Consider the following 19,622-nt stretch of genomic DNA (forward strand, 5'->3'; position numbering starts at 1 on the left):
GACAAATGGATATCTAAATTTAAACTTTTTTGCATTAGACGGGCAAAACGATGAAGGAACAAAAATGGCAATCAGCGTAGAAGAGGCATTGACACAGATATACACCCTTTCCCGGCCTCTCGGAAGTGAGATTGTCCCCATTGAGAATGCGATTGAAAGGGTTTTGGCCCAAGAGGTAATTGCCTCTTACTCCCTCCCCTCTTTTGACAATTCGGCGATGGACGGTTATGCCGTTCGTGTCAGCGATGCCGGAAAAACGCTGCCACAGTCTTATGTTATTTTTGCCGGTGACGGGAATGATATACGCCTTGTCGACAATCAATGTATCCGGATTATGACCGGAGCCAAAATTCCCGAAGGGTGCGAGGCTATCGTCCCTATCGAAGAGGTGAGAGTTCAAAACGACAACGTCAGCTTCCCTTCCCTCATCAAACCTTCGCAACATATCCGTCTCAAAGGTGAAGATATCCAAAGTGGGATGAGACTCTTGCAAGAGGGGACCTCTCTTCACGCCCATCATATCGCACTCCTCGCTTCTCAGGGAATCACCCACATCAATGTGTATCGGCGACCGAAAGTTGCCCTTTTCTCATCCGGCAATGAGCTTAAAATGCATTTTGAATCTCTGGGGGCCAATCAGCTTTACAATACCAATACCCCCACTTTCGCCGCGCGGGCACGTGAACTTGGATGTGATGTTATTTTCACCGGTACCGCCGAGGACACTCTGGAGTCAATTCAAAATCATATTCGCAATGCGCTGGATGCCGATCTTATTATCACCTCCGGAGGGGTAAGCGTCGGTGATGCCGACTACACCAAAGAGGCTTTCAACTCTCTCGGATTTGAAGGCTCTTTTGAATCCGTCGATATCAAACCCGGGAAACCGACCACATTCGGTCGCATCCATCACACCCTTATTCTCAATTTACCCGGAAATCCTCTGGCTGCCGCTTTGTGTTTTGAGATTTTCGGGCAAAGTGCCATCCTCTCCTTAAGCGGCCGCAGCGATAAATTCCTCTCTACCATCACTACACGTATTTCCGAACCGTTTAAGATGAAAAAAGGGCGCCGTTCCTTAATCCCGGGGTGGTTTGACGGAGCCTCTTTCACCCCGAGTCCGGTCTTCGGACCGGGGATGGTCCTCCCCCTCTCTCGGGCCAATGCTTTTATGATGGTAGATTCGGTTGTGGAAAAATTTGAAGAAGGTTCAGAGATAAAAATTATCCCGACCCGCTGGTGCATGAGCTCAGAGGTACAACACTCCCTCGTCACCCCCTAAACGGCATCGGGATTCATAAACGTTTCGCCGAGAAGAATTTTCTCCCATAATCGGGGGTCACCCCACCCTTCACGCACTTCATCGCTAAAACGTATCGATTCCAAAGGGATGGACCCCATCTGCTCCGAATAGGCATCTTCCTCGAAAGCTTGTGCGTATCCCGTATCGGTCTCATGGACGATAATGCTGTGAAGCCTTACCCCTTTTTCCCCGTTGACGGTTTTGGTACAGCCGAGCAGGCGGTCAATCATGACAAAAATGACCCGGCTGAACTGCTCTGCCGAAGGGGAAACAGGAAGCTGGACCCAGCGGTTGGAGTTCTCTTTCATCGCTAAAAGGTACGCCGCATCGTCTTGGTCCCACAACGCGATTGCATGGTCAAAACTGTCGATAAGCGCTTTCATGTTTTGTTTCATCAAGCCAAAATCGTAAACCATCTGACCGTGATCGAGATATTTGGATTCAAAAAGAATTTCAACTTTGTAGGAGTGTCCGTGGATCGAAGCACGGCACCGCTGGGTTGAACATCCTCGGACAATGTGGGCATTTTCAAATTTAAATAATTTTCTTATTATCATGACTAGTCGTTTTGTCCTCTCAAAAATCCAATTTTTTCGACTTCACTTGCCGATTTAATGTCCATTACCGTTTCTTCTAACGATCCCATAGAGTCTTCGATCATTATAACAGCATCCGCAACAGCAGAGAGCCTTTCTTTCGTCCACTCTTTGTTAGCAACTACTTCTTGCTTTAATTCATGAATCTGTTTTGCTAGATCGCTGTATTCGATAGCATAATGACGCATCTTTGTAAACGTTCGCATGATTGCGATGGTAACATCAGCCGCTCTTTGACTCTTTAGTACTGTTGCCAGCATATAAACACCCTGCTCGCTAAAGACCTTAGGTACCGTTCTGCGACCTCCCCAACTTGAGGTCACATTTTGTGACTTCAAGTTGTCCCACTCATCTTGAGAAAGTTCAAAAACAAAATCATTCGGAAATCGCTCCGTATTCCGCGAAACAGCTTGATTAATATATTTTGTTTCTACCCCATACAACTCTGCTAAATCAGAGTCTAACATTACTTCAATATTACGGATACGGTAAATTTTCTCTCGTATTTGTTCAATAGGTAAATTTAACGTATTCATTTTTTGAGAGTCTGCATTAATAATTTTGCCATACCGTTTGCGATCAATTTTTCTCTATATATCACTGCAGAAGATTTTTCCTCTTTATCACTTGTTTTCTCTTTGGAAAACATACCTGCCATCATACCCTCTTGGTATTTTTGAATCAAATTTTTTGTCTCTTTGACAAATTCTTCATCGCTCATACCGACTTGAGCTTTTGCTTTGATCGCTGATGCAATTTGTTTGATGTTTCGTTCTTGCTCTTGTAATTCCGTAATTTTGTCGATATTTTTATTGATCTGAGCGATGAAATAGATAATCAATGAAATACCGATCAAAACGGGAGAACCAAAAAAGAGGATAACACCAAAAATCGTTCCGAAAGACGGTAAAGTTTCTTTGGTAAAAAGCGAGGAAAACGTCGCCATTTTTTGATCTACATATCCGTGTGCAATAGCATAAATAAAAATTCCAATAAATACTACAATTCCACCATAATAAAACCGATTATGCCACTCTATCTTGCCAATCGTTTGATGAATATATTTATAAGGGGATTGTAATTCTGAAATAACATTTTCAACTTGCGTTTTTTGATGTCGTGCACTCTTTTCTTGCTCTAAGTAAAATTGTATTTTCTCTTCTAATTTTTCTTGCTTAATCAGTAATTTTTGTTTTTTATAATCATCTTGCGTTGTTTCAATTGCTTTGCTTAATCCAGAAGATTCTTCCTGAAGCTCATTAACAATACTATTTATTTTTTCAAGATATTTTGTATCAAATCCAATTACTTTGTCAGGATTTTTTGCAGAAGCAAGTGCCTTTGGCAAGTTTTCCCATTTTGAAATTATGTCACTATCGAATTTGTATGCGAATAAAATTCCAATTAAACATAGTAAAAAAATAAAAACATTGAAATCAATATAATTAGAAAAAATACTAATTATTCCACCAAAAAGTATTCCTTGAAATGTACCAGCGACCAAACTTCCCCATATTCCTTCAATTGAAAAAACAATAATAGCTCCAGAAATGATACTAAATAATGCAGAAAATACGCCCAAGACACTTATCAATATCAAAAGTTTATCGTCATTATGTAACTGAATGCCTAAAATATTATTAGAAAAAAAAAGATATATGTTGATGCCAACAATTATAAAACCCATCAAATACAATATTTTATAAATTTGTATTGAAATATTAGCCTTATTTACATCAGCTAATTTAAAATCAGTATTTTTAAAATTTGAGCCTCGAAAATCAATATATTGTAATTCTGCTTTTTGTAGATAAAAATTACTCAAATTTGCAAAACGTAGATTAATCGGAGAGTAGTTAGTAGCTTTACGATATTCATTCCATTCGGTGAGGTCTTTTGCATCAGAGCATTTTTTGAGCAGTTCATACGCTTTTTTATCGTACCATATTCCCATACTTTTTGCTCCTCAATGATTTACAATATTATACCCCATGATTTTGATCCCAAATTCGGATATGAAGACGGTCGGAGTAGATAAAACCTCGCCGTTTACAAAACTCGATGACCGCTTCGCAATTCGCCTCAATATGAGCTTTGTTACCCCCTAATGGCATACAGTAAACAGGGGTATAGGGGTGATCGGCAACGATGGTGTCAATCTCCTCTTCCAATACGCTTATTAACGAAGGTTCATCCACGCTAAATTTAAAAAAACTCCCCTGTGTATGGGCCAATATCGACGTTATCACCTCGGGTTTTACTCGCCGGTTCAGAGGTTCGCCGCTGTTAGAGAGTTTTACCGAAAGGGCGTACGTTGCCGATGCATAGAAAGGGTAGCGTTTAAAATCCGGAGCAATCGTTGCGTTGGTCTCAAACGTAACCCGGTGTCCCTGGCCGATCAGATAATCAATAAACTCGACAAAAACCGGTTCATTGGCATAAATCAGAGGCTCACCTCCGGTCAAAACAACATCCACGTGCGGCGGAATACGGTAACCGTTCATGATCCAAATGAAGGTTTGAAGCTCTTCCACCTCTTGCCAAAGATCCCCGAAACTCTGGCGGTCTACGGCGTAAACCGTATCGCACCCCACAATTTCGCGGCCATCGGGTGTTATCTCAGTGCATCCAAATCCTTCGCACGTCAGATTACACCCGCCGAATCGGAAAAAAAGCGACGGAGTTCCAACGTATTTCCCCTCCCCTTGAACGGAGTAAAAATGTTCAACTAAATAGAGCATTTTTTCTCCGTCGAAAGCGTAGCTTTTTGAGCCTTGCGCTGAGCAAAACCCAGTGTTAGCGCAGACGTTTGGACGGGTTCAAACGGCGTATTATAATGGTCATAGAAATGTTCGACTAAATAGAGCATCTCACCCCCCTGTTTCGTAAAAAGCACGTTTGGAAAGCTCGCCGTCGGGATCGCTCCATCGGTTTTTTTCCGGTTTCGTCCGGATCACCTCTTTGAGGACAAGGGCGGCCTCTTTGATATCACCGCGCCGCACCGCATCCCGAATGGACATCGCCTCATCAAAATAGAGGCACGGGATCAGGTTCCCCTCAGCCGTCAGACGGATACGATTGCATTTCGTACAAAAATCGTCCTTGTGCGGTTCTATTATCCCAAACTCGTATCCCTCTTCCAGCCTATAGTAATGAGACGGTGAGTGGCCGTCAAATCCTTCATCTTTGTAAGGATAGCGACTTCCGATACTATCCAATAACTCCGGACTCTGCATCCCTTTGATATCCACTTCGGCATGAACGTTTTCCATATACTCGATAAAGCGGACCGGCATCTTTCGAGCTTTGCAATATTCTAAAACGTCCAGAATCTCATTGTCAATGATCCACTTCATCGGAACCATGTTGACTTTGACCTTAAATCCCACTTTCAAAGCTTCTTCAATCCCGTCCAATACATGGCCTAATACATCTTTTTTGGCAATTTTCTCGGCGATTTTTGGTTTGAGCGAATCAATGGAAACGTTAATTCGGCGTAATCCCGCATCATAGAGCTTTTGCGCGGCCCCTTTCAGTAAAAAAGCATTGGTTGTCATAGCCAAATCGATATCGGGTTTGTAATCATGAATCATCTTCATAAAACGGTCCAGATCTTCGCGCAACAACGGTTCTCCGCCGGTGATTCGGATTTTTTTGACCCCCTCGTCAATCGCTACTTTAACAAATTCAAACAGCTCTTCAAAACTGAGAAGGTTCTCTTTGGGGACCCATGAAAAAGGCTTTTCAGGCATACAGTACTGACATCGAAAGTTACACCGTTCCGTGACCGAAACCCGCAAATAATCAACTGTTCTACCATAACTATCTATTAACACAATTATCCTTGAAGAACTCCCTTAACTCAGGAGCAATACGCGAGTTTACCAGAAAAATGTTTGGAATTTTATTTATCAAAAGAGTTAGGAAAGAAAAATCTGCCTCGAATGAGGGTAGCCAAAGGGGTTTGCCCCTCTGGCGTTTATAAGGTGGTTACCAGCCGCGTACTACAGCGTGGCAAGCGGTACATGCATTCATGATTTCAGAATAGGATGCATGCGCTTTCGAGAATTGTTTTTTATCCAGATTGCTTAAGAGTTCCGCCGACGCAGAATCGATCCGTTTTGAAGCGTTAAAAGCGATATTGCTCATATGCTGCTTATCTTTCGGGAGATATTTTTTAGTAGCATCCATATCATGAAAAAGGGCATTGGCTTTATGAATTTCACCAACGCCGTTTTTAATCAAAGCAGGGGTATTGTACAAAAACCCTTTTTGGATATTGCTAAGGCCATTCTCCATTTGGCTCATATTTGCAGCCAATGTATCATCTGCCATTGCACCGCTACCGATTAGAGCAGAAAGAGCCAATAGTTTCATTATTTTCATTATGTTTCTCCTAATCAAAGGTGCACCTTAGTGCACCTCCTCCCAAATTTTACGCTTCCAGAGGAAAGCAAAAAGGGCAAATACAACCGAATAAAGCATTACCCACAATCCTACTGTTTCACGCTCTGCTTTTTTCGAATCACCGATCTCTTCCATATACGTAATGACCTCTTCTTGCGCTTCCTCTGTCAATCCGACACGAGGCATCGCTGTTCCATGCAATAACACTTGCGGATCATTAATGAAGCTGTGAAGATAGTGCTCACCGCGACTTTTAATGTGTTGGGACAAATCCGGAGGAGTTGCACCCATATAGGTTTTCAAATTCTCCGTCGGTGTAGTCGCTTCGATACCGGCATATTTCATACTATGACATCGTCCGCACGCCGCTTCAAACGTTACTTTGTGCCCCTCTTTTCCTTCAGCCACTTTTGGAGCGATGGATTGCAAGTAAGCAACAACATCCATAATCTCTTGCGGAGTCATCCAGTTGTACGACGGCATCGGGAAAGTTTTACCGGTATCCGGGCCAAATTTATGTTGCAAGTGCATTGCACTTACCGGATCGAAAATGAAATTCGCCAGATAGTTCTTATCGTAGATACGTCCAGCATGGCTTAAATCCGGCGGAGTAACCCCGTATGCCGCAGCAGCATCTGCATTTGGCATCATTTGAGGGTGGCTTGCCGATTCAATCGCATGACATGCAATACAGTTCGCTTCTACCAGCACTTTACCGTTTTCAGCATTCCCGGCAAGGGAGGTATCGACATTTTTTACATCCTTGAACGTAAAATCCGCCGCAGCCACTTCCGGATGCATAACACTGTGTGCATACGGCTCAATGCCGTAGTACGTGATGCCGACAAGAGCAATAATGACGGCTAAAATTTTAAACTCTTTCATTATTTACCTCCCACTTTTTTTGCTTCTGCTTTAGTAATAAACGGTAATGCAATGAACAATACCAAGAAAGTCAGTGATGCACCGAAACCTACCCATGCGTTCGGACCGGTCGGAGGCAGTTTACCGAATTCGGTCAATACCATCAAATCGGCAATCATCAACCAGAACCAGTATTTAAAGTAAGGACGTTGATTCGCCGGTTTCACCATCGGTGAACGATCCAACCACGGCATGACAAGGAAAATCGCATTCGCAAATCCGAAAGCCATCAATCCAAGGTCTTTGCCGGAAACACCCGCGATTTCAAAGAACCATCCGCGCAATACTTCGTAACTCCACAAGAAATACCACTCAGGATAAATGTGTGCCGGAGTTTTCAGACCGTCCGCTTTATCAAAATTGATCGGATCCATTGCAAATCCGTAATGGAAAAAGACCAAATAAAAGAAGAAAATCAAAAAGACCCCTAAAACAAAAACGTCTTTTGACAAAAATACCGGCCAGAATGGGATAACTTTAGCCCCTTTTTTATCACCGGCTTTGAATTTCTCAGCCTCTTCTTCGTAATCAAAGAACTCACCCGATTCATTATTAACGTGTGGGAAACGGAGTGCATAAAAGTGAAATGCAATAGCACCCAGAATCGCTAACGGAATCAACAATACGTGAAGCATGAAAAATCGGGTCAATGTTGCATCGGCTACATAGAAATTCCCGCGAATCCATACGACCAAATCACCGCCGATTACCGGAATACCGCCGAAAATTTCCGTAATAACGTACGCTGCCCAATACGACATTTGCCCCCATGGAAGCATATAACCGCTAAACCCTTCCGCAGAAAAAAGCATGAACAGGAGCATCCCGGAAATCCAGATCATCTCACGCCCTTTTTTATAAGAACCGTAATAGATACCGGTAAACATGTGGATGTAAATAATCAAGAAAATAACCGAAGCACCGACCGCATGGATATGTCGGAAGAGCCATCCGTAAGCCACGTCTTGCATAATCGTATAGTTGACACTGTCAAACGCCATATTGACATCGGGTTTGTAATACATCAACAAGAAAATTCCGGAGATTAACAACAATTTAAACATGACCGCAAGGATCATCCCCATCGCCCAAAGAAAATTAATCTCTTTTGGAATCCAGTACTCGGTCATCATCACTTTTGAAAAGTTGACAACACCTAAACGTTGGTCGAACCACTCACCCATCGAGTTAGCTTTTTTGAATTCTGCCATTCTATACCCCTTACGCTTTCGCCGTCATAGCTTTGTATTCCGGCCCTTCTTCGCCCAATACAAGTGTTACGCCGTCAATTTTAAACGGAGGAATGTCGAGTGGACGCGGTGGTGGTCCAAACGTCTGTTTTCCATCAGCACTGTACTCACCGCCGTGGCAAGCGCATTTGAATATTTTTGTATCCTTTTCATATCCCGGAATACATCCCAAATGGGTACAAAGACCGATCATGACCGAGAAATAATGATCGCCGACTTTAACACTGCGACCATCGGTCGGCTTCATATCTTCGGTATATTTGAGAATAAATACCGGTTTGCCGCGCCAAACGACAACTTCTAGCTTATTGGCTTCCAATCCTGACACATCCACCGTCGTAAAGCCGGCCGACATGACGCTCGGAAGCGGATCCCATGTCTTCTTCATCGCGATGAGCGAGGCGATCCCCCCTACAGCGGCGACGGCACCAAAGGCTTTACCGATAAACCCTCTTCTGCTTTCATCCATCATTGTCATCTCACTTAATTTAAAAATGTAACGCTACATCATAAGTGAAAAAGGTTTAACTTTCTATAAATCAAGACACTTCCGAATGAATTTAACACCCTTTTGATCAGATTGATGTATCGTGTGATTATTATGTGATGAATTAAGCATAATTATATCTCGGAGCTTCTCTTTCTCGTATCCGTCTAGGACCAAAATCCCCATAAATTCAAAAAAATTGACGAAATCTCTCGGATAATCGGGACGTTGAAAATAAATCGGACGTCCCCCTCCAACAAAATTTTGAAGAATTGCCTGAGGAGAGGCACTGATCAATACGTCGGTTCGACGGATCACATCATCGTACTCTTCAGACTCATGTATGGCCGAAAAACTCTCTTTTAAACTATTTTCATAACCTAAGAAATGGTAAAATCCCATCAATAAATCCATCTTAAACGGGGCGAACATCGCCTGATTTGCTTCTAAATCTTTTTCGTAATCATCGTCGCCGAAAAACAGCGCCATCGGAATCGTTTTGGGAAGCGGTTCAAAGTAGCGTTCGGCAATAACCGTTGCTTTACAAATCCCTTCCCCTTCCAGATACGGGGAGATTAAAAATTCATTCGGATGTTTCGTGTCGGCAGGATCATCACTGATACGAATAAACGTAGAAAAGAACTGAGTCATATCTTCCAACATTATCGGATTGAGTTCTGCGGAATCAAAAATCATTGTATCGCCGTGCTGTGCGATCTGGGGAATATTACGGACCAGATCAATTCCGACGGCACGTTTGATACCGTAATCACGGGCCTGCGCCGCAATCCGGAAATCGGAACACAATAAGGTTATATCGATCTCTTTTTGAAGCTCGTTTACAATCGCTACCGCTCTATGAAAACGATCCAATCCGATCCGATGGCCGGTGTGAACATAATAGAAATAACGCATTATTTGCCTTTCCCCGCCATTTTGATGTAGATTTGGAGAATATCGAGGGCGGCGGGGGTGATCCCGCTGATCTGTGACGCTGCCTGCAGCGTCGGCGGATTAAATTTATAGAGCTTATCGACAATCTCATTGGAGAGCCCCGAAACCGATTTGAAATCAAAATTTTCAGGGATAGCAATATGGAGCATATGAGACATCCGTTCAATATCTTCACTTTGTTTTTCGACGTAGCGGGCATATTTGGCTTCGATCAAAATTTGTTCTTGGATATAAGGATCAAGCTCTGCGAAACTCGGTAACAGTTTACCCAATTTATCCAACTCAAAACTCTTACGCGAAACAAGCTGTGTCGCCGTGAGCTTGTCGGTGATATGTTCTTCGTCGATAGAGGCTAAAAAGGCCAAGAACTCTTTGTTCGGGGTATAAATCGTCTCTTCGAGAAGCTTTAACCCCTCAGAAATTTGAGTCCGTTTCGTCTCAATCCGTTCCATCTGAACATCATCAATCAATCCCAAAGCATGACCGTAGCGCCCTAAGCGTAAATCGGCCGTCTCTTCACGCAACAGCAATCGATACTCGGCGCGTGACGTAAACATACGATACGGCTCTTTCGTCCCTTTGGTCACCAAATCATCGATTAATACACCGATATAGGCCTCATCACGACGCAAAACGAGGGGCTCTTTTCCCTGTAACGATAACGCGGCATTGATCCCCGCCATCATCCCCTGGGCAGCCGCCTCTTCGTATCCCGTCGTTCCGTTGATCTGTCCGGCGAGATACAGATGTTTCACTTTTTTGGTCTCCAGCGTATGCTTGAGCTCGGTCGGATCAACATAATCGTATTCAATCGCATAGCCGTAACGGACGATTTTCGCATTCTCCATTCCGTGCACCGAATGGATCATCGAACGCTGAACATCCGGCGGCAACGACGTGGACATCCCGTTAATATAACACTCCGTATTTTCGCGCGTCTGCGGTTCGATAAAAAGGTGATGGCGCTCTTTGTCCCGAAAACGGTTGATTTTGTCTTCAATACTCGGGCAATAACGCGGCCCTACCCCTTCGATCTGCCCGGTAAACAGAGGGGCACGATGGAAATTCCCCTCAATCAGGCTGTGGGTCTCTTCATTTGTATAGGCAATATAACAGGGGAGCTGCTCTTTTTCACGTGCAAAACGGTTCCGATCGGTGCGAAAGCTGAACGGATTGGGCAATTCATCCCCCCCCTGAACCTCCATGAGTGAAAAATCGATCGATGAGCTGTCGACGCGGGGACAGGTCCCCGTTTTGAGCCGTCCCACACTGAGCCCCGCCGCACGGAGCGAATCCGTTAGCCCTTTGGCGGCAAATTCTCCGAAACGCCCCGATTCTTGGGTGATTTCACCGATATGGACGACACCGTTCAAAAATGTCCCGGTGGTAATAATCACCCGTTCGGCGCGGTATTCGTTCAATAAATGGGTACGCACCCCCTTCACCGCCCCCTCTTCGAGAATAAGGGAGGTCACCGTCTCTTGGATCAGAGACATATTCGGGGTTGTCAGGATTTTGTTTCGGGCAAGGACGCGGTAACGGTCCATATCGATCTGGGCACGGCTCCCGCGAACGGCGGGCCCTTTGGTAATATTGAGGATCCGGAATTGAATTCCTGCCTCATCCGTCAACAATCCCATCTCTCCGCCCAGAGCATCAAGCTCACGCACCAGATGCCCTTTTGCCAAACCGCCGACTGCCGGATTACAACTGGTCGCTCCGACCTGTTCAGCCAAAATAGAGACCATCAACGTATTATGTCCCATTCGTGCACAGGCAAGTGCGGCTTCAATGCCGGCATGTCCGCCGCCGACTACGATAACGTCATAATTCATTATTACTACTTTTTAAATTATTTTAGTAACTGACTATACACACTTGATACAAAAATAAAATCTTCCGCATGTATGCGGAAAGCTTTAGGGGATTGCAAAGGACAAATATCTCCTTGCCACCTAAACGGGCTTTGCTCGTTTGGGTGCGTAACATCAATTAGTAACGCAATTATAGCCTCCCTAGTTGAAAGCTATAAAAAGACAAAGCAAAAATAGCTTACAATTAAGAAAATCTTTTGATGACGAGTACGTACCGATGAATACAGAAAACACCAAAACCTTGGAAGAACTTCTCAAAAACTACAATCCTGCTCCGCAAGAGTATGACCCCGAAATCGACGGAGGGGATGAATACCTCATCCGGGATCAGCATTTAGAGGAAAAAGAGCGGCTGAAGGATGTTATTACGAAGCTTAAAGAAAAAAATCGGGGAGATCGTAAAGTTCGCCGCTAAAGTCCGCTACGTTATAATTCACGAAAAAGAGACTATTGACAATGCTTCAAAATGCGTTTGATGCTTTTAACCGGGGGGACTACCCCTCGGCCCTCTCCCTCTTCACGCTTCTCGCGGATCAAAACAATCCTACCGCAATTTCATCATTAGGTTATATGTACCAAAAAGGGCTTGGGGTCGATCTGAGTCTGGAACGGGCGTTTGCGTTCTACACCCGGGCGGCACAGATGAACGAACCCACCGCCTTGTACAATCTGGCACTCATGGTTGCCGATGGCGTCGTCGTCCCCCACGACCAGTTTAAATCGCATGCGTTGATGCTGGAAGCTGCCGTATTGGAGTTTCCGCAGGCACAATTCGAAGCCGGTCTGGGTTTGGAAAGGGGCTTGGGGTGTATCCAAAACTTCTCGGAAGCGGCATTTTGGTATGAAGAGGCGGCAAAACGGGGAAATGCAAACGGATTTAACAATCTGGGGGTCCTCTACAAAGAGGGGCACGGCGTACGTCAGGATTATCCCCGAGCCTTTATCTGTTTTTCCCGTGCTGCCGCAATGAATCTCCCCGAAGGGCAGTATAATCTGGGTTTGATGTACGATCAGGGATTAGGGTGCGACACAGATCACGATACGGCACTGCAATGGTGCCGAAAAGCGGCCTATAACGGTCATGAACGGGCCAAAGCCATTATCCAAAATCTACAGGAAGAGGGAAAAATCGTATGGTAAAGCGGACCAATGGATCGTTCACCCCGGAACATATCCGGTTTTTGGGATACATTCGTGCCGTTGGGACAGGCCCGAAAGGAAATCGCCCGTTGAGCAGGGAAGAGGCCGGCGATGCCTTCGAACTGATACTCGAACGGCGGATTCCCGATACCCTCATCAGCGCTTTTTTACTCGGGTGGAGAGTTCAGGGAGAGGGTGACGAAGAGCTCGGCGGATGTATCGATTATCTCTCCAAACGCCTTGCAACGCACACTCACGAAGGGATAGAAATCGGCTATCCGATGGACGGAAAAGCCAAATTTCCCCCCCTTATGCTCAAAGCGGCAGGAGAGCTCAATGCTTTGCATGTTCACGCGGCGTATGATCTTCCGTTGGGTCCGAAATACGGAATTGCTCTCGATCAGTTTTCTCTTGAACTCCCCAATTTGACCCTTCATAATCGGCAGGAGTTTTTCCCCGAACTTACCCGTTTAACGCAGATGCGCAATGAGATCGGTATCCGGACGGCATTTAATACTCTGGAAAAACTCAACTTTCTGGCTCCCATAGCCCTGATAGGAATGCATCACGCCCCCTATTTTGATCTCTATGCTTCCCTCTACGGCAACCACTATAAACGTCTGGTTATCGTTCAAGGACATGAAGGGACCCCTGAAATTCTCAAAAAAACCAAATATAAGATCGTTGAGAACGGTGAAGTCTCAACCCATTCCCTGGATCCGGAAGATTTCGGTATTGTGCCGATCCAGACCAAAGAGGAGATGACGTTGGAAACGATGAAAATGCTTCTTCTGAATCCGGATGAAAATCTTAAAAAGCTAATCCGTCTTAATGCCGCCTTTCTCGGATGGAACGCAGGAGTCTACGAGAGCATCGAAAGCGCTTACGCTTCCCTCTGATGTGTCTCTATCGCCGTTGCGCTTCTTTGTCCCGGTACATCAGCCGGTCGGCGATGCTGATAACCGTGTTGGCGTCCAACGCCTCTTTCCCGAAGACATGGATCCCTACACTTGCCGAGAGGGTGTAGTGTGCCCCTTTGAGCATATAGGGGAGAGCCAACTCTTCTTGAATTTTTTGAACGATAAACGCGGTATATTCGATTCCGCTCTCTTTATCGCTTCCCAAATCACTCACCAGAACAATAAATTCGTCTCCTCCGAAACGGGCCGCCGTATCGGTCGCCCGGATAGACGCCCGGATACGGCATCCCACTTCAACCAGCAACGCATCTCCCGCTTCATGCCCATACGTATCATTTAGCGGTTTAAAATGGTTCAGATCCAGATAAATCAATCCCATAAAGGTATTATTGCGTTTGACCGTTACTATCGCCTGTTCCAAACGGTCCAAAAGCAACCTTCGGTTGGGCAATCCGGTCAACGGATCGTAAAAGGCCAATGTGCGGATCTCCGTTTCCGCCTTGATCCGCTCCGAAACATCCCGTGTCGATCCGATAAATCGGGCCGGTTTTCCCTGATCATCCAAAATAAGACGGGCACTGGCTTCCGTCCATACGGTCGAACCGTTTTTATGGGGCTGTTCAAGGACAATCGTCATAATAGAAGGTTCTTTTCCCGAAGCAACCTCAGCAAACGCTTTGGCCATTGCGGTTTGTACCGCCTCTTTGGATCCCGGGCAAATGGCTTCATTCACCTTTTGGCGAATCACCTCCTCGGAAGTATACCCTCGCAATTTCTCGACTGAGGGGCTTATATAGGTAAAACTTCCGTCCAATTCCATCACCCAGATAACATCCGACGTATTTTCAGCCAGCCACCGATACTCTTTCTCAACATGCTTTGCCGATTCAGAGATCTGGACCGCCATCTCATTGATATCCAAGCAGAGCTGACCGATCTCATCGCCTCTTTTCAAATTGCAATCGACACGCGTGTTATACTCCCCCTTGGCAATTTTGTTGGTCATCTCCGAAATCGCCTGAATCGGTTTCACCAGATAACGCTGGATAATCCAATAGAGACTCATCCAGGAAACCAACGTCAGCATCACGTAAATCAGAATGATAATCCCTATCTCTTTGGGACCGAATACATTATTCAAATCGACCATAGAGAGGTTAATCCACTTTAACTCCGGAAGATAGGTTGCCGAGGCGATATAATGGTGCCCGTCAAGATAGAGATCAAAACTTGTCGTAGGGACTTTTTGCCGGCTTAGATCCATTAGGTATTTGTGCAATTCACCTTCGTTATGCCCTTTGTCCGCCAAAGAGGCCAATGTAATCCATTGCGTGGAATCCATCACTTCGGAATGGTAATTGACATAACGTTTCTCTTTATGGGCGACGATAGCCCCCTGGGTATTGAGGATCATCGTCGTAAACCCTTTTTTATCTTCCGCTATGTACTCGTCGATAAAGCGGGTATAATCAAATCCGACCCCTAAAACGCCGATCCGTTTGCCATTCGTTATAATCGGCATATTGAGCCACAATTTGGTCAGTCCCAAGACTTCGTCATAATCAATATTAAGATTATAGGGATCCGGAGACTGCAAGGTATGAAAAAACCATTGGTCGTTATACTTTTTAGGAGATAAGGTTTTAATGTATTCCGATCCGCTATAACTCCCGTTTGCATCGTTGAAATAATAATGGCCGCTTTTCTCAAAAGCAATAAACCAGCTCCCGGCTCTGCTGACCTCCATATAATCGTTTAAAAGAGAAAAAACCTTTTGCCGGAACACTGGATCGTGCTCATGTTCGGCCCATAACGTAATGGCAGCATTGGAGGAGAGTTTTTGGGTCAGCGTTAAATCAAATTCAAGGGTCCCTTTGATTTTTTCCGCATAGCGCATTGCGTTTTCTCGGGCATACTCGCTCCCCAGGTCATGTGCGATACCGATCGAAAAATAGCGTATGACGAAAAAAGTGATCACACTCATGATCAGGAAAACAAAGACACCGACAACCGTACTTCGAGCACGTAAACCAAATTTCATAATTAGTTTCCATCTTCATTTAAAAAAAATCAATAGTATCTTGTAAAAGCTAAAAATCAACCCTTTTGAGGAGTTTAGCTATAATTGACCCATAACAAGAGCAAAGGATAGATGTGTTTACAGGATTAATTCGCGAAATGGCTACGGTTAAAAGCTATGGAGGAAACCGTCTCTCCCTTAAAGCGCACTATCACCCGAAACTGGGCGATTCGATTGCGATCAACGGCACCTGCCTCTCGGTCGTCAGCATCGAAAGCGACGGCTTCAGCGTAGAACTCTCTCCGGAGACCCAAAAGCATATCGCAACCGAAAAACTCAAAGGTCAAGTTCATATCGAACCGGCCATGATGATGGGGGAGCGGTTCGAAGGACACATCGTTCAAGGACACATCGATACCATCGGCACCGTCGCGTCGATCACCGACAACGGCAACAGCGTTGAGGTCATCATCGATGTCGATTCTGAGTATATCCCCCTCATCCCCCCTAAAGGTTCCATTGCCATCGACGGCGTCAGCCTCACCGTCAACGAGGTGATGAAAGACTCCTTCCGCCTCACGATCATCCCCATCACAATGCGCGAAACCCTGTTTGGAACCTACAAAAAAGGGACGCGGGTCAATATCGAAACGGACGTTTTCGCCCGCTACATGCACCATATCCTCACTTCGTCAAAAAAAACAAATCTGAGCTGGGACGATATCGACCACATCAGTTCACTTTACTAACTGATGTTACGCACTTTCCGGGCAAAGCCCAGAAAGTGGCAGGGACTAAAGTCCCTACAACCTCCTGAAGCTACCCGCATCTTTCGGATGCGGGAGATTACTGACCTATTTCGCCCCTTTTGAAAAAGGTCAGTTACTAAAACGAACCCCTTCCCATTTTTCGAGTAGGGGACTTTGAATCACCCTTCCGTCATTGCGGACGAGATAATAGCGGATCTTCGGCATCGATTCGAGTAGGGAGAGGGCCTCTTTTTCCTCCATCACCGCAACTGCGGTACTCAACGCATCGAGCGTTGTATTGTCCCCCTCCCCCATCAAGGTGACCGAAGCAAAAATACGCTCCGATTTCCCCGTTTTCGGATTGAGCAGATGGTTATGCTCTTTCGTTCGAATATAGCGTTCGTAATTGCCGCTGGTGCTGATGGAAAAACGGGGCAAAGTCGACTCTATACGGGCGATAAACCCCTCCGGATGGAACGGGTCGACTATCATTACCTCACACTCTTTCAAACATCCGATATCCCCCGATGCGGCGATCACCGCTTCATCCACCCCATGACGCTTCACCAAATCACAAGCCAAATCGACCGCATACCCTTTGGCGATTCCCCCCAAATCGATCACCGTTCCCGGCAAGACACGCAATCTCCCCTTATCCAAACGGAGACGATCGGCTCCGACAAATCGGCGTAAACGGTCGATTTCACCCTGCGTTGGAATACGCTCATCGGTACCGAAACGATATGCACCGTGGCTCAATGAACCGATCGTCACATCAAATGCCCCGTGTGTCAACCGGTTTATTTCGATCGAACGTTTCAGTATATCACGGGTAACCGGCGACACATCGGCTTCATGTTCCCGATTCAGCCGTGAGATTTCCGAATCGCTCTTATACGTTGAAAGGCGCCGATCCAAATCCTGAAAAAGGGTGAAAACCTCATCGCTCAGGTTCGCATCGGCAATCCGGGCACTGATCAATGTCCCCATATGCACCTGAGTCCGCTCACCGCCCCACACCGATACCATTATCAATCCGATCCATATCATCCGTTTCATACGAGAAGTTTACCACGAGAAGGGGGAAAAGGCAAATGATAATTAATTTCATTATTAATGTATTTTTAAGGGGATTATCCTATACTTTCGATATTAATAATGACAATCAAAAAGGAAAAAGGATGAAATCTCTTCTGTTAAGCGGCGTTGCCGCTATGGCGATCGCCGCAACGCTGGACGCCGATGAAATCAGCGTGCTTAAATCTCAGCTCACTCTCCTCAGCGAACGGCTTGCGGTACTGGAAGCAAATGAGAAAAAACAGGCCGAACAAACCCAAACCTTAACCGATGAACTGATCAATGTCCAAAATGCGACCTCGTTCACAACGGTCGATTCGACCAAAACCGTACAAGGTCTCGGCGCTGCCGCTTCAAAGATTTATTACTCCAAAAATCCCCTCTCGATCGGCGGATACGGAGAATTGTACTACTCAAACTATAATAACGGCGTCGGGGCGGGAAATACTCAGGACAACTACGGCGACACCCTTCGCTTTATCCCCTACATCGGCTATAAATTCAGCGATAATATAATTTTGAATTCCGAAATCGAGTTCGAACACGGCAATGTGGTAGCGATCGAACAGCTTTATGTCGATTTTATCCTTGATCCTCTCGCAACCATCCGTGTAGGGCATCAGCTCGTACCTATGGGATACGTCAACCTCTATCATGAACCTACCCTCTTTAATACCGTTCAGCGGCCGGACGTTGAAAGACAATTGATCCCCTCCACCTGGCATGAACTGGGGCTCAGTGTTTACGGCACCGCCAATGATTTCGATTACACGGTAGGAGCCTATAGCGCGCTGGACATGAACAATGTTGTGTTAGGAACCCCGAAAACCGATAAAGACTGGATCCGTAAAGGGCGCGTCGGCAACGAAAGCGATATGGGAATGGATAATTTGGCCATCGTGGCCCGTCTGGACTACAACGGCATCAACGGGATGCAAATCGGGGTGAGCGGCTACAGCGCCAAAGCGGGAAATGCCGCTGTGGCCAACAAATCGGAAGAGGGGAATATGTTCATGTTTGATGTTCATGCCCTCTTCCAACACGAAGGATTTAAAATACGCGGCCTCTATACCGAATCTCGTCTCACCCATGCTGATTCGTATAATCTCTCCATGCCCGAAAAAGCGCATGGGGGTTATGTCAATTTAGAGTATAATGTTTTACCATTTTTTACGCAAACGAGTAGCCGGCTGCCCCTCTTTTTCCAATATGAAAACTACAATCTCGCGGCTCTAAGAGCCGACGGAAGTTCATTTGGAACAACGGAAAGCTTTACCTACGGTATCAATTATTTTCCTCATGAGCAAGTCGTTTTAAAAGGGGAATATTTATTACGCCACAATAAAAACGGCGTCAATACCGCTGCCGATGAAGGGATTTACTCGTTTGGATTAGGATTTATCTTTTGATGAAAACAGCACTCTCATTTCTTTTGTTACCGCTTATAGCTTTCGCCCAAGTGTTGGGCGATCCGATCGCATTAACACAACGAACGTTCGCTTCCAAGTCGGTGGAACAGCACAATATCATCTTGAGTGAAGAGCAATTGCAGCAGCTCTCCAAAACATCGCAGCAGAGTATCGATACCAAGCTCTATCGCCTCTACATCGCCAAAAATGATACCAAAACAGTTGGGTTTGGGGTACTGCTCAATAAAAAGGTGCGAACCAAAACCGCTATCTCCCTCTACCTTATCGGGACCGACGGGAAAATAAAATCGATCGAAATCGTCGCGTTTAACGAACCGATCGAATACCTCCCTACGAAAACATGGCTTGAGGGATTTGACGCCAAAAGTACCGCCAATACTCTGCGCCTCAATCAGGACATCCCGACGGTGAGCGGTGCCACACTCTCGGCCCGTGCCATTACCGACGGAAGCCGCATCGCCCTTGCACTGATCAATATCGTAAAGCCCTAG

20 protein-coding genes are annotated in these 19,622 nt (G+C 45.5%); 7 read left to right on the forward strand and 13 right to left on the reverse strand.

Translation table 11 applies throughout. The features are described from left to right. The first annotated feature begins 64 nt into the window (after positions 1–64). Positions 65–1,282 (forward strand): gephyrin-like molybdotransferase Glp, encoded by a 1,218-nt coding sequence (gene glp / locus M0P91_RS13490; protein ID WP_295068463.1) that lies wholly within the window; start codon positions 65–67, stop codon positions 1,280–1,282. Here glp and M0P91_RS13495 read toward each other — a convergent pair. From M0P91_RS13495 to mnmG, 11 genes are all read right to left on the reverse strand, one after another. Further along, positions 1,279–1,860: a 6-carboxytetrahydropterin synthase gene (locus tag M0P91_RS13495; protein WP_295068466.1), complete on the reverse strand. Its 582-nt coding sequence runs from the start codon at positions 1,858–1,860 to the stop codon at positions 1,279–1,281. The two genes, glp and M0P91_RS13495, sit on opposite strands and share 4 nt — an antisense overlap. A 2-nt stretch (positions 1,861–1,862) precedes the next feature. After that, the gene (locus tag M0P91_RS13500; RefSeq protein WP_295068469.1) at positions 1,863–2,435 is read right to left on the reverse strand and encodes an ORF6N domain-containing protein; all 573 of its coding nucleotides are present in this window, start codon (positions 2,433–2,435) and stop codon (positions 1,863–1,865) included. Continuing rightward, on the reverse strand, positions 2,432–3,853 hold the full coding sequence (locus M0P91_RS13505; RefSeq protein ID WP_295068472.1) for a pentapeptide repeat-containing protein: 1,422 nt from the start codon (positions 3,851–3,853) through the stop codon (positions 2,432–2,434). Before M0P91_RS13505 ends, M0P91_RS13500 begins: the two co-directional genes overlap by 4 nt. A gap of 28 nt (positions 3,854–3,881) precedes the next feature. Further along, the gene (locus M0P91_RS13510) at positions 3,882–4,640 is read right to left on the reverse strand and encodes a 7-carboxy-7-deazaguanine synthase QueE (protein ID WP_295068475.1); all 759 of its coding nucleotides are present in this window, start codon (positions 4,638–4,640) and stop codon (positions 3,882–3,884) included. Between the two features lie 129 nt (positions 4,641–4,769). Beyond that, a complete protein-coding gene (moaA, locus tag M0P91_RS13515) occupies positions 4,770–5,735 on the reverse strand; it encodes a GTP 3',8-cyclase MoaA (protein ID WP_295068477.1) in 966 nt (321 codons plus the stop codon). Between the two features lie 154 nt (positions 5,736–5,889). Then, the gene (locus tag M0P91_RS13520; protein WP_295068479.1) at positions 5,890–6,276 is read right to left on the reverse strand and encodes a hypothetical protein; all 387 of its coding nucleotides are present in this window, start codon (positions 6,274–6,276) and stop codon (positions 5,890–5,892) included. 36 nt (positions 6,277–6,312) lie between these two features. Further along, positions 6,313–7,191, reverse strand: a complete 879-nt coding sequence (locus tag M0P91_RS13525; RefSeq protein ID WP_295068482.1) for a c-type cytochrome — start codon at positions 7,189–7,191, stop codon at positions 6,313–6,315. After that, positions 7,191–8,441 (reverse strand): cytochrome bc complex cytochrome b subunit, encoded by a 1,251-nt coding sequence (locus M0P91_RS13530; RefSeq protein ID WP_295068485.1) that lies wholly within the window; start codon positions 8,439–8,441, stop codon positions 7,191–7,193. Before M0P91_RS13530 ends, M0P91_RS13525 begins: the two co-directional genes overlap by 1 nt. Positions 8,442–8,451: 10 nt before the next feature. Continuing rightward, the gene (locus tag M0P91_RS13535) at positions 8,452–8,952 is read right to left on the reverse strand and encodes a Rieske 2Fe-2S domain-containing protein (protein WP_295068587.1); all 501 of its coding nucleotides are present in this window, start codon (positions 8,950–8,952) and stop codon (positions 8,452–8,454) included. 60 nt (positions 8,953–9,012) lie between these two features. Next, positions 9,013–9,882, reverse strand: coding sequence for a hypothetical protein (locus M0P91_RS13540; protein ID WP_295068488.1), 870 nt, complete (start codon positions 9,880–9,882; stop codon positions 9,013–9,015). Continuing rightward, positions 9,882–11,756, reverse strand: coding sequence for a tRNA uridine-5-carboxymethylaminomethyl(34) synthesis enzyme MnmG (gene mnmG / locus M0P91_RS13545; protein WP_295068490.1), 1,875 nt, complete (start codon positions 11,754–11,756; stop codon positions 9,882–9,884). The genes M0P91_RS13540 and mnmG overlap by 1 nt, the downstream gene beginning before the upstream one ends. 256 nt (positions 11,757–12,012) lie before the next feature. Here mnmG and M0P91_RS13550 point away from each other — a divergent pair, with 256 nt between their 5' ends. Genes M0P91_RS13550 through M0P91_RS13560 form a run of 3 tightly spaced genes read left to right on the forward strand, consistent with a single transcriptional unit; the run spans position 12,013 to position 13,834 of the window. Beyond that, a complete protein-coding gene (locus M0P91_RS13550; protein ID WP_295068492.1) occupies positions 12,013–12,210 on the forward strand; it encodes a hypothetical protein in 198 nt (65 codons plus the stop codon). A 41-nt stretch (positions 12,211–12,251) separates the two neighbouring features. Further along, positions 12,252–12,935 (forward strand): tetratricopeptide repeat protein, encoded by a 684-nt coding sequence (locus M0P91_RS13555; RefSeq protein ID WP_295068590.1) that lies wholly within the window; start codon positions 12,252–12,254, stop codon positions 12,933–12,935. After that, positions 12,929–13,834, forward strand: a complete 906-nt coding sequence (locus M0P91_RS13560; protein ID WP_295068494.1) for a hypothetical protein — start codon at positions 12,929–12,931, stop codon at positions 13,832–13,834. Before M0P91_RS13555 ends, M0P91_RS13560 begins: the two co-directional genes overlap by 7 nt. 7 nt (positions 13,835–13,841) lie before the next feature. On the opposite strand, the gene M0P91_RS13565 is transcribed toward M0P91_RS13560, so the two are convergent. Then, complete coding sequence (locus M0P91_RS13565; protein WP_295068497.1) at positions 13,842–15,896, reverse strand: diguanylate cyclase; 2,055 nt, start codon at positions 15,894–15,896, stop codon at positions 13,842–13,844. 113 nt (positions 15,897–16,009) lie between these two features. Here M0P91_RS13565 and ribE point away from each other — a divergent pair, with 113 nt between their 5' ends. Then, entirely contained in the window at positions 16,010–16,624 is a 615-nt protein-coding gene (ribE, locus tag M0P91_RS13570; protein WP_295068500.1) for a riboflavin synthase, read from the forward strand. 129 nt (positions 16,625–16,753) lie between these two features. Here the strand turns inward: ribE and M0P91_RS13575 are convergent, their stop codons facing one another. Then, positions 16,754–17,683, reverse strand: coding sequence for an FAD:protein FMN transferase (locus tag M0P91_RS13575; protein ID WP_295068503.1), 930 nt, complete (start codon positions 17,681–17,683; stop codon positions 16,754–16,756). A gap of 122 nt (positions 17,684–17,805) precedes the next feature. On the opposite strand from M0P91_RS13575, the gene M0P91_RS13580 reads away from it, so the two are divergent. Continuing rightward, a complete protein-coding gene (locus tag M0P91_RS13580) occupies positions 17,806–19,110 on the forward strand; it encodes a hypothetical protein (RefSeq protein ID WP_295068507.1) in 1,305 nt (434 codons plus the stop codon). After that, complete coding sequence (locus tag M0P91_RS13585; protein ID WP_295068545.1) at positions 19,110–19,622, forward strand: FMN-binding protein; 513 nt, start codon at positions 19,110–19,112, stop codon at positions 19,620–19,622. The genes M0P91_RS13580 and M0P91_RS13585 overlap by 1 nt, the downstream gene beginning before the upstream one ends.

Origin of the sequence: Sulfuricurvum sp. (assembly GCF_023229695.1) — a bacterium.
GTDB lineage: Bacteria > Campylobacterota > Campylobacteria > Campylobacterales > Sulfurimonadaceae > Sulfuricurvum.

Excerpts from the sequence above, each read along its gene's own strand:
- glp (WP_295068463.1), top strand. The coding sequence starts at position 65 with ATGGCAATCAGCGTAGAAGAGGCATTGACACAGATATACACCCTTTCC.
- M0P91_RS13495 (WP_295068466.1), bottom strand. The coding sequence starts at position 1,860 with ATGATAATAAGAAAATTATTTAAATTTGAAAATGCCCACATTGTCCGA.
- M0P91_RS13500 (WP_295068469.1), bottom strand. The coding sequence starts at position 2,435 with ATGAATACGTTAAATTTACCTATTGAACAAATACGAGAGAAAATTTAC.
- M0P91_RS13505 (WP_295068472.1), bottom strand. The coding sequence starts at position 3,853 with ATGGGAATATGGTACGATAAAAAAGCGTATGAACTGCTCAAAAAATGC.
- M0P91_RS13510 (WP_295068475.1), bottom strand. The coding sequence starts at position 4,640 with ATGCTCTATTTAGTTGAACATTTTTACTCCGTTCAAGGGGAGGGGAAA.
- M0P91_RS13520 (WP_295068479.1), bottom strand. The coding sequence starts at position 6,276 with ATGAAACTATTGGCTCTTTCTGCTCTAATCGGTAGCGGTGCAATGGCA.
- M0P91_RS13525 (WP_295068482.1), bottom strand. The coding sequence starts at position 7,191 with ATGAAAGAGTTTAAAATTTTAGCCGTCATTATTGCTCTTGTCGGCATC.
- M0P91_RS13530 (WP_295068485.1), bottom strand. The coding sequence starts at position 8,441 with ATGGCAGAATTCAAAAAAGCTAACTCGATGGGTGAGTGGTTCGACCAA.
- M0P91_RS13535 (WP_295068587.1), bottom strand. The coding sequence starts at position 8,952 with ATGATGGATGAAAGCAGAAGAGGGTTTATCGGTAAAGCCTTTGGTGCC.
- M0P91_RS13540 (WP_295068488.1), bottom strand. The coding sequence starts at position 9,882 with ATGCGTTATTTCTATTATGTTCACACCGGCCATCGGATCGGATTGGAT.
- mnmG (WP_295068490.1), bottom strand. The coding sequence starts at position 11,756 with ATGAATTATGACGTTATCGTAGTCGGCGGCGGACATGCCGGCATTGAA.
- M0P91_RS13550 (WP_295068492.1), top strand. The coding sequence starts at position 12,013 with ATGAATACAGAAAACACCAAAACCTTGGAAGAACTTCTCAAAAACTAC.
- M0P91_RS13555 (WP_295068590.1), top strand. The coding sequence starts at position 12,252 with ATGCTTCAAAATGCGTTTGATGCTTTTAACCGGGGGGACTACCCCTCG.
- M0P91_RS13560 (WP_295068494.1), top strand. The coding sequence starts at position 12,929 with ATGGTAAAGCGGACCAATGGATCGTTCACCCCGGAACATATCCGGTTT.
- M0P91_RS13565 (WP_295068497.1), bottom strand. The coding sequence starts at position 15,896 with ATGAAATTTGGTTTACGTGCTCGAAGTACGGTTGTCGGTGTCTTTGTT.
- M0P91_RS13575 (WP_295068503.1), bottom strand. The coding sequence starts at position 17,683 with ATGAAACGGATGATATGGATCGGATTGATAATGGTATCGGTGTGGGGC.
- M0P91_RS13580 (WP_295068507.1), top strand. The coding sequence starts at position 17,806 with ATGAAATCTCTTCTGTTAAGCGGCGTTGCCGCTATGGCGATCGCCGCA.
- M0P91_RS13585 (WP_295068545.1), top strand. The coding sequence starts at position 19,110 with ATGAAAACAGCACTCTCATTTCTTTTGTTACCGCTTATAGCTTTCGCC.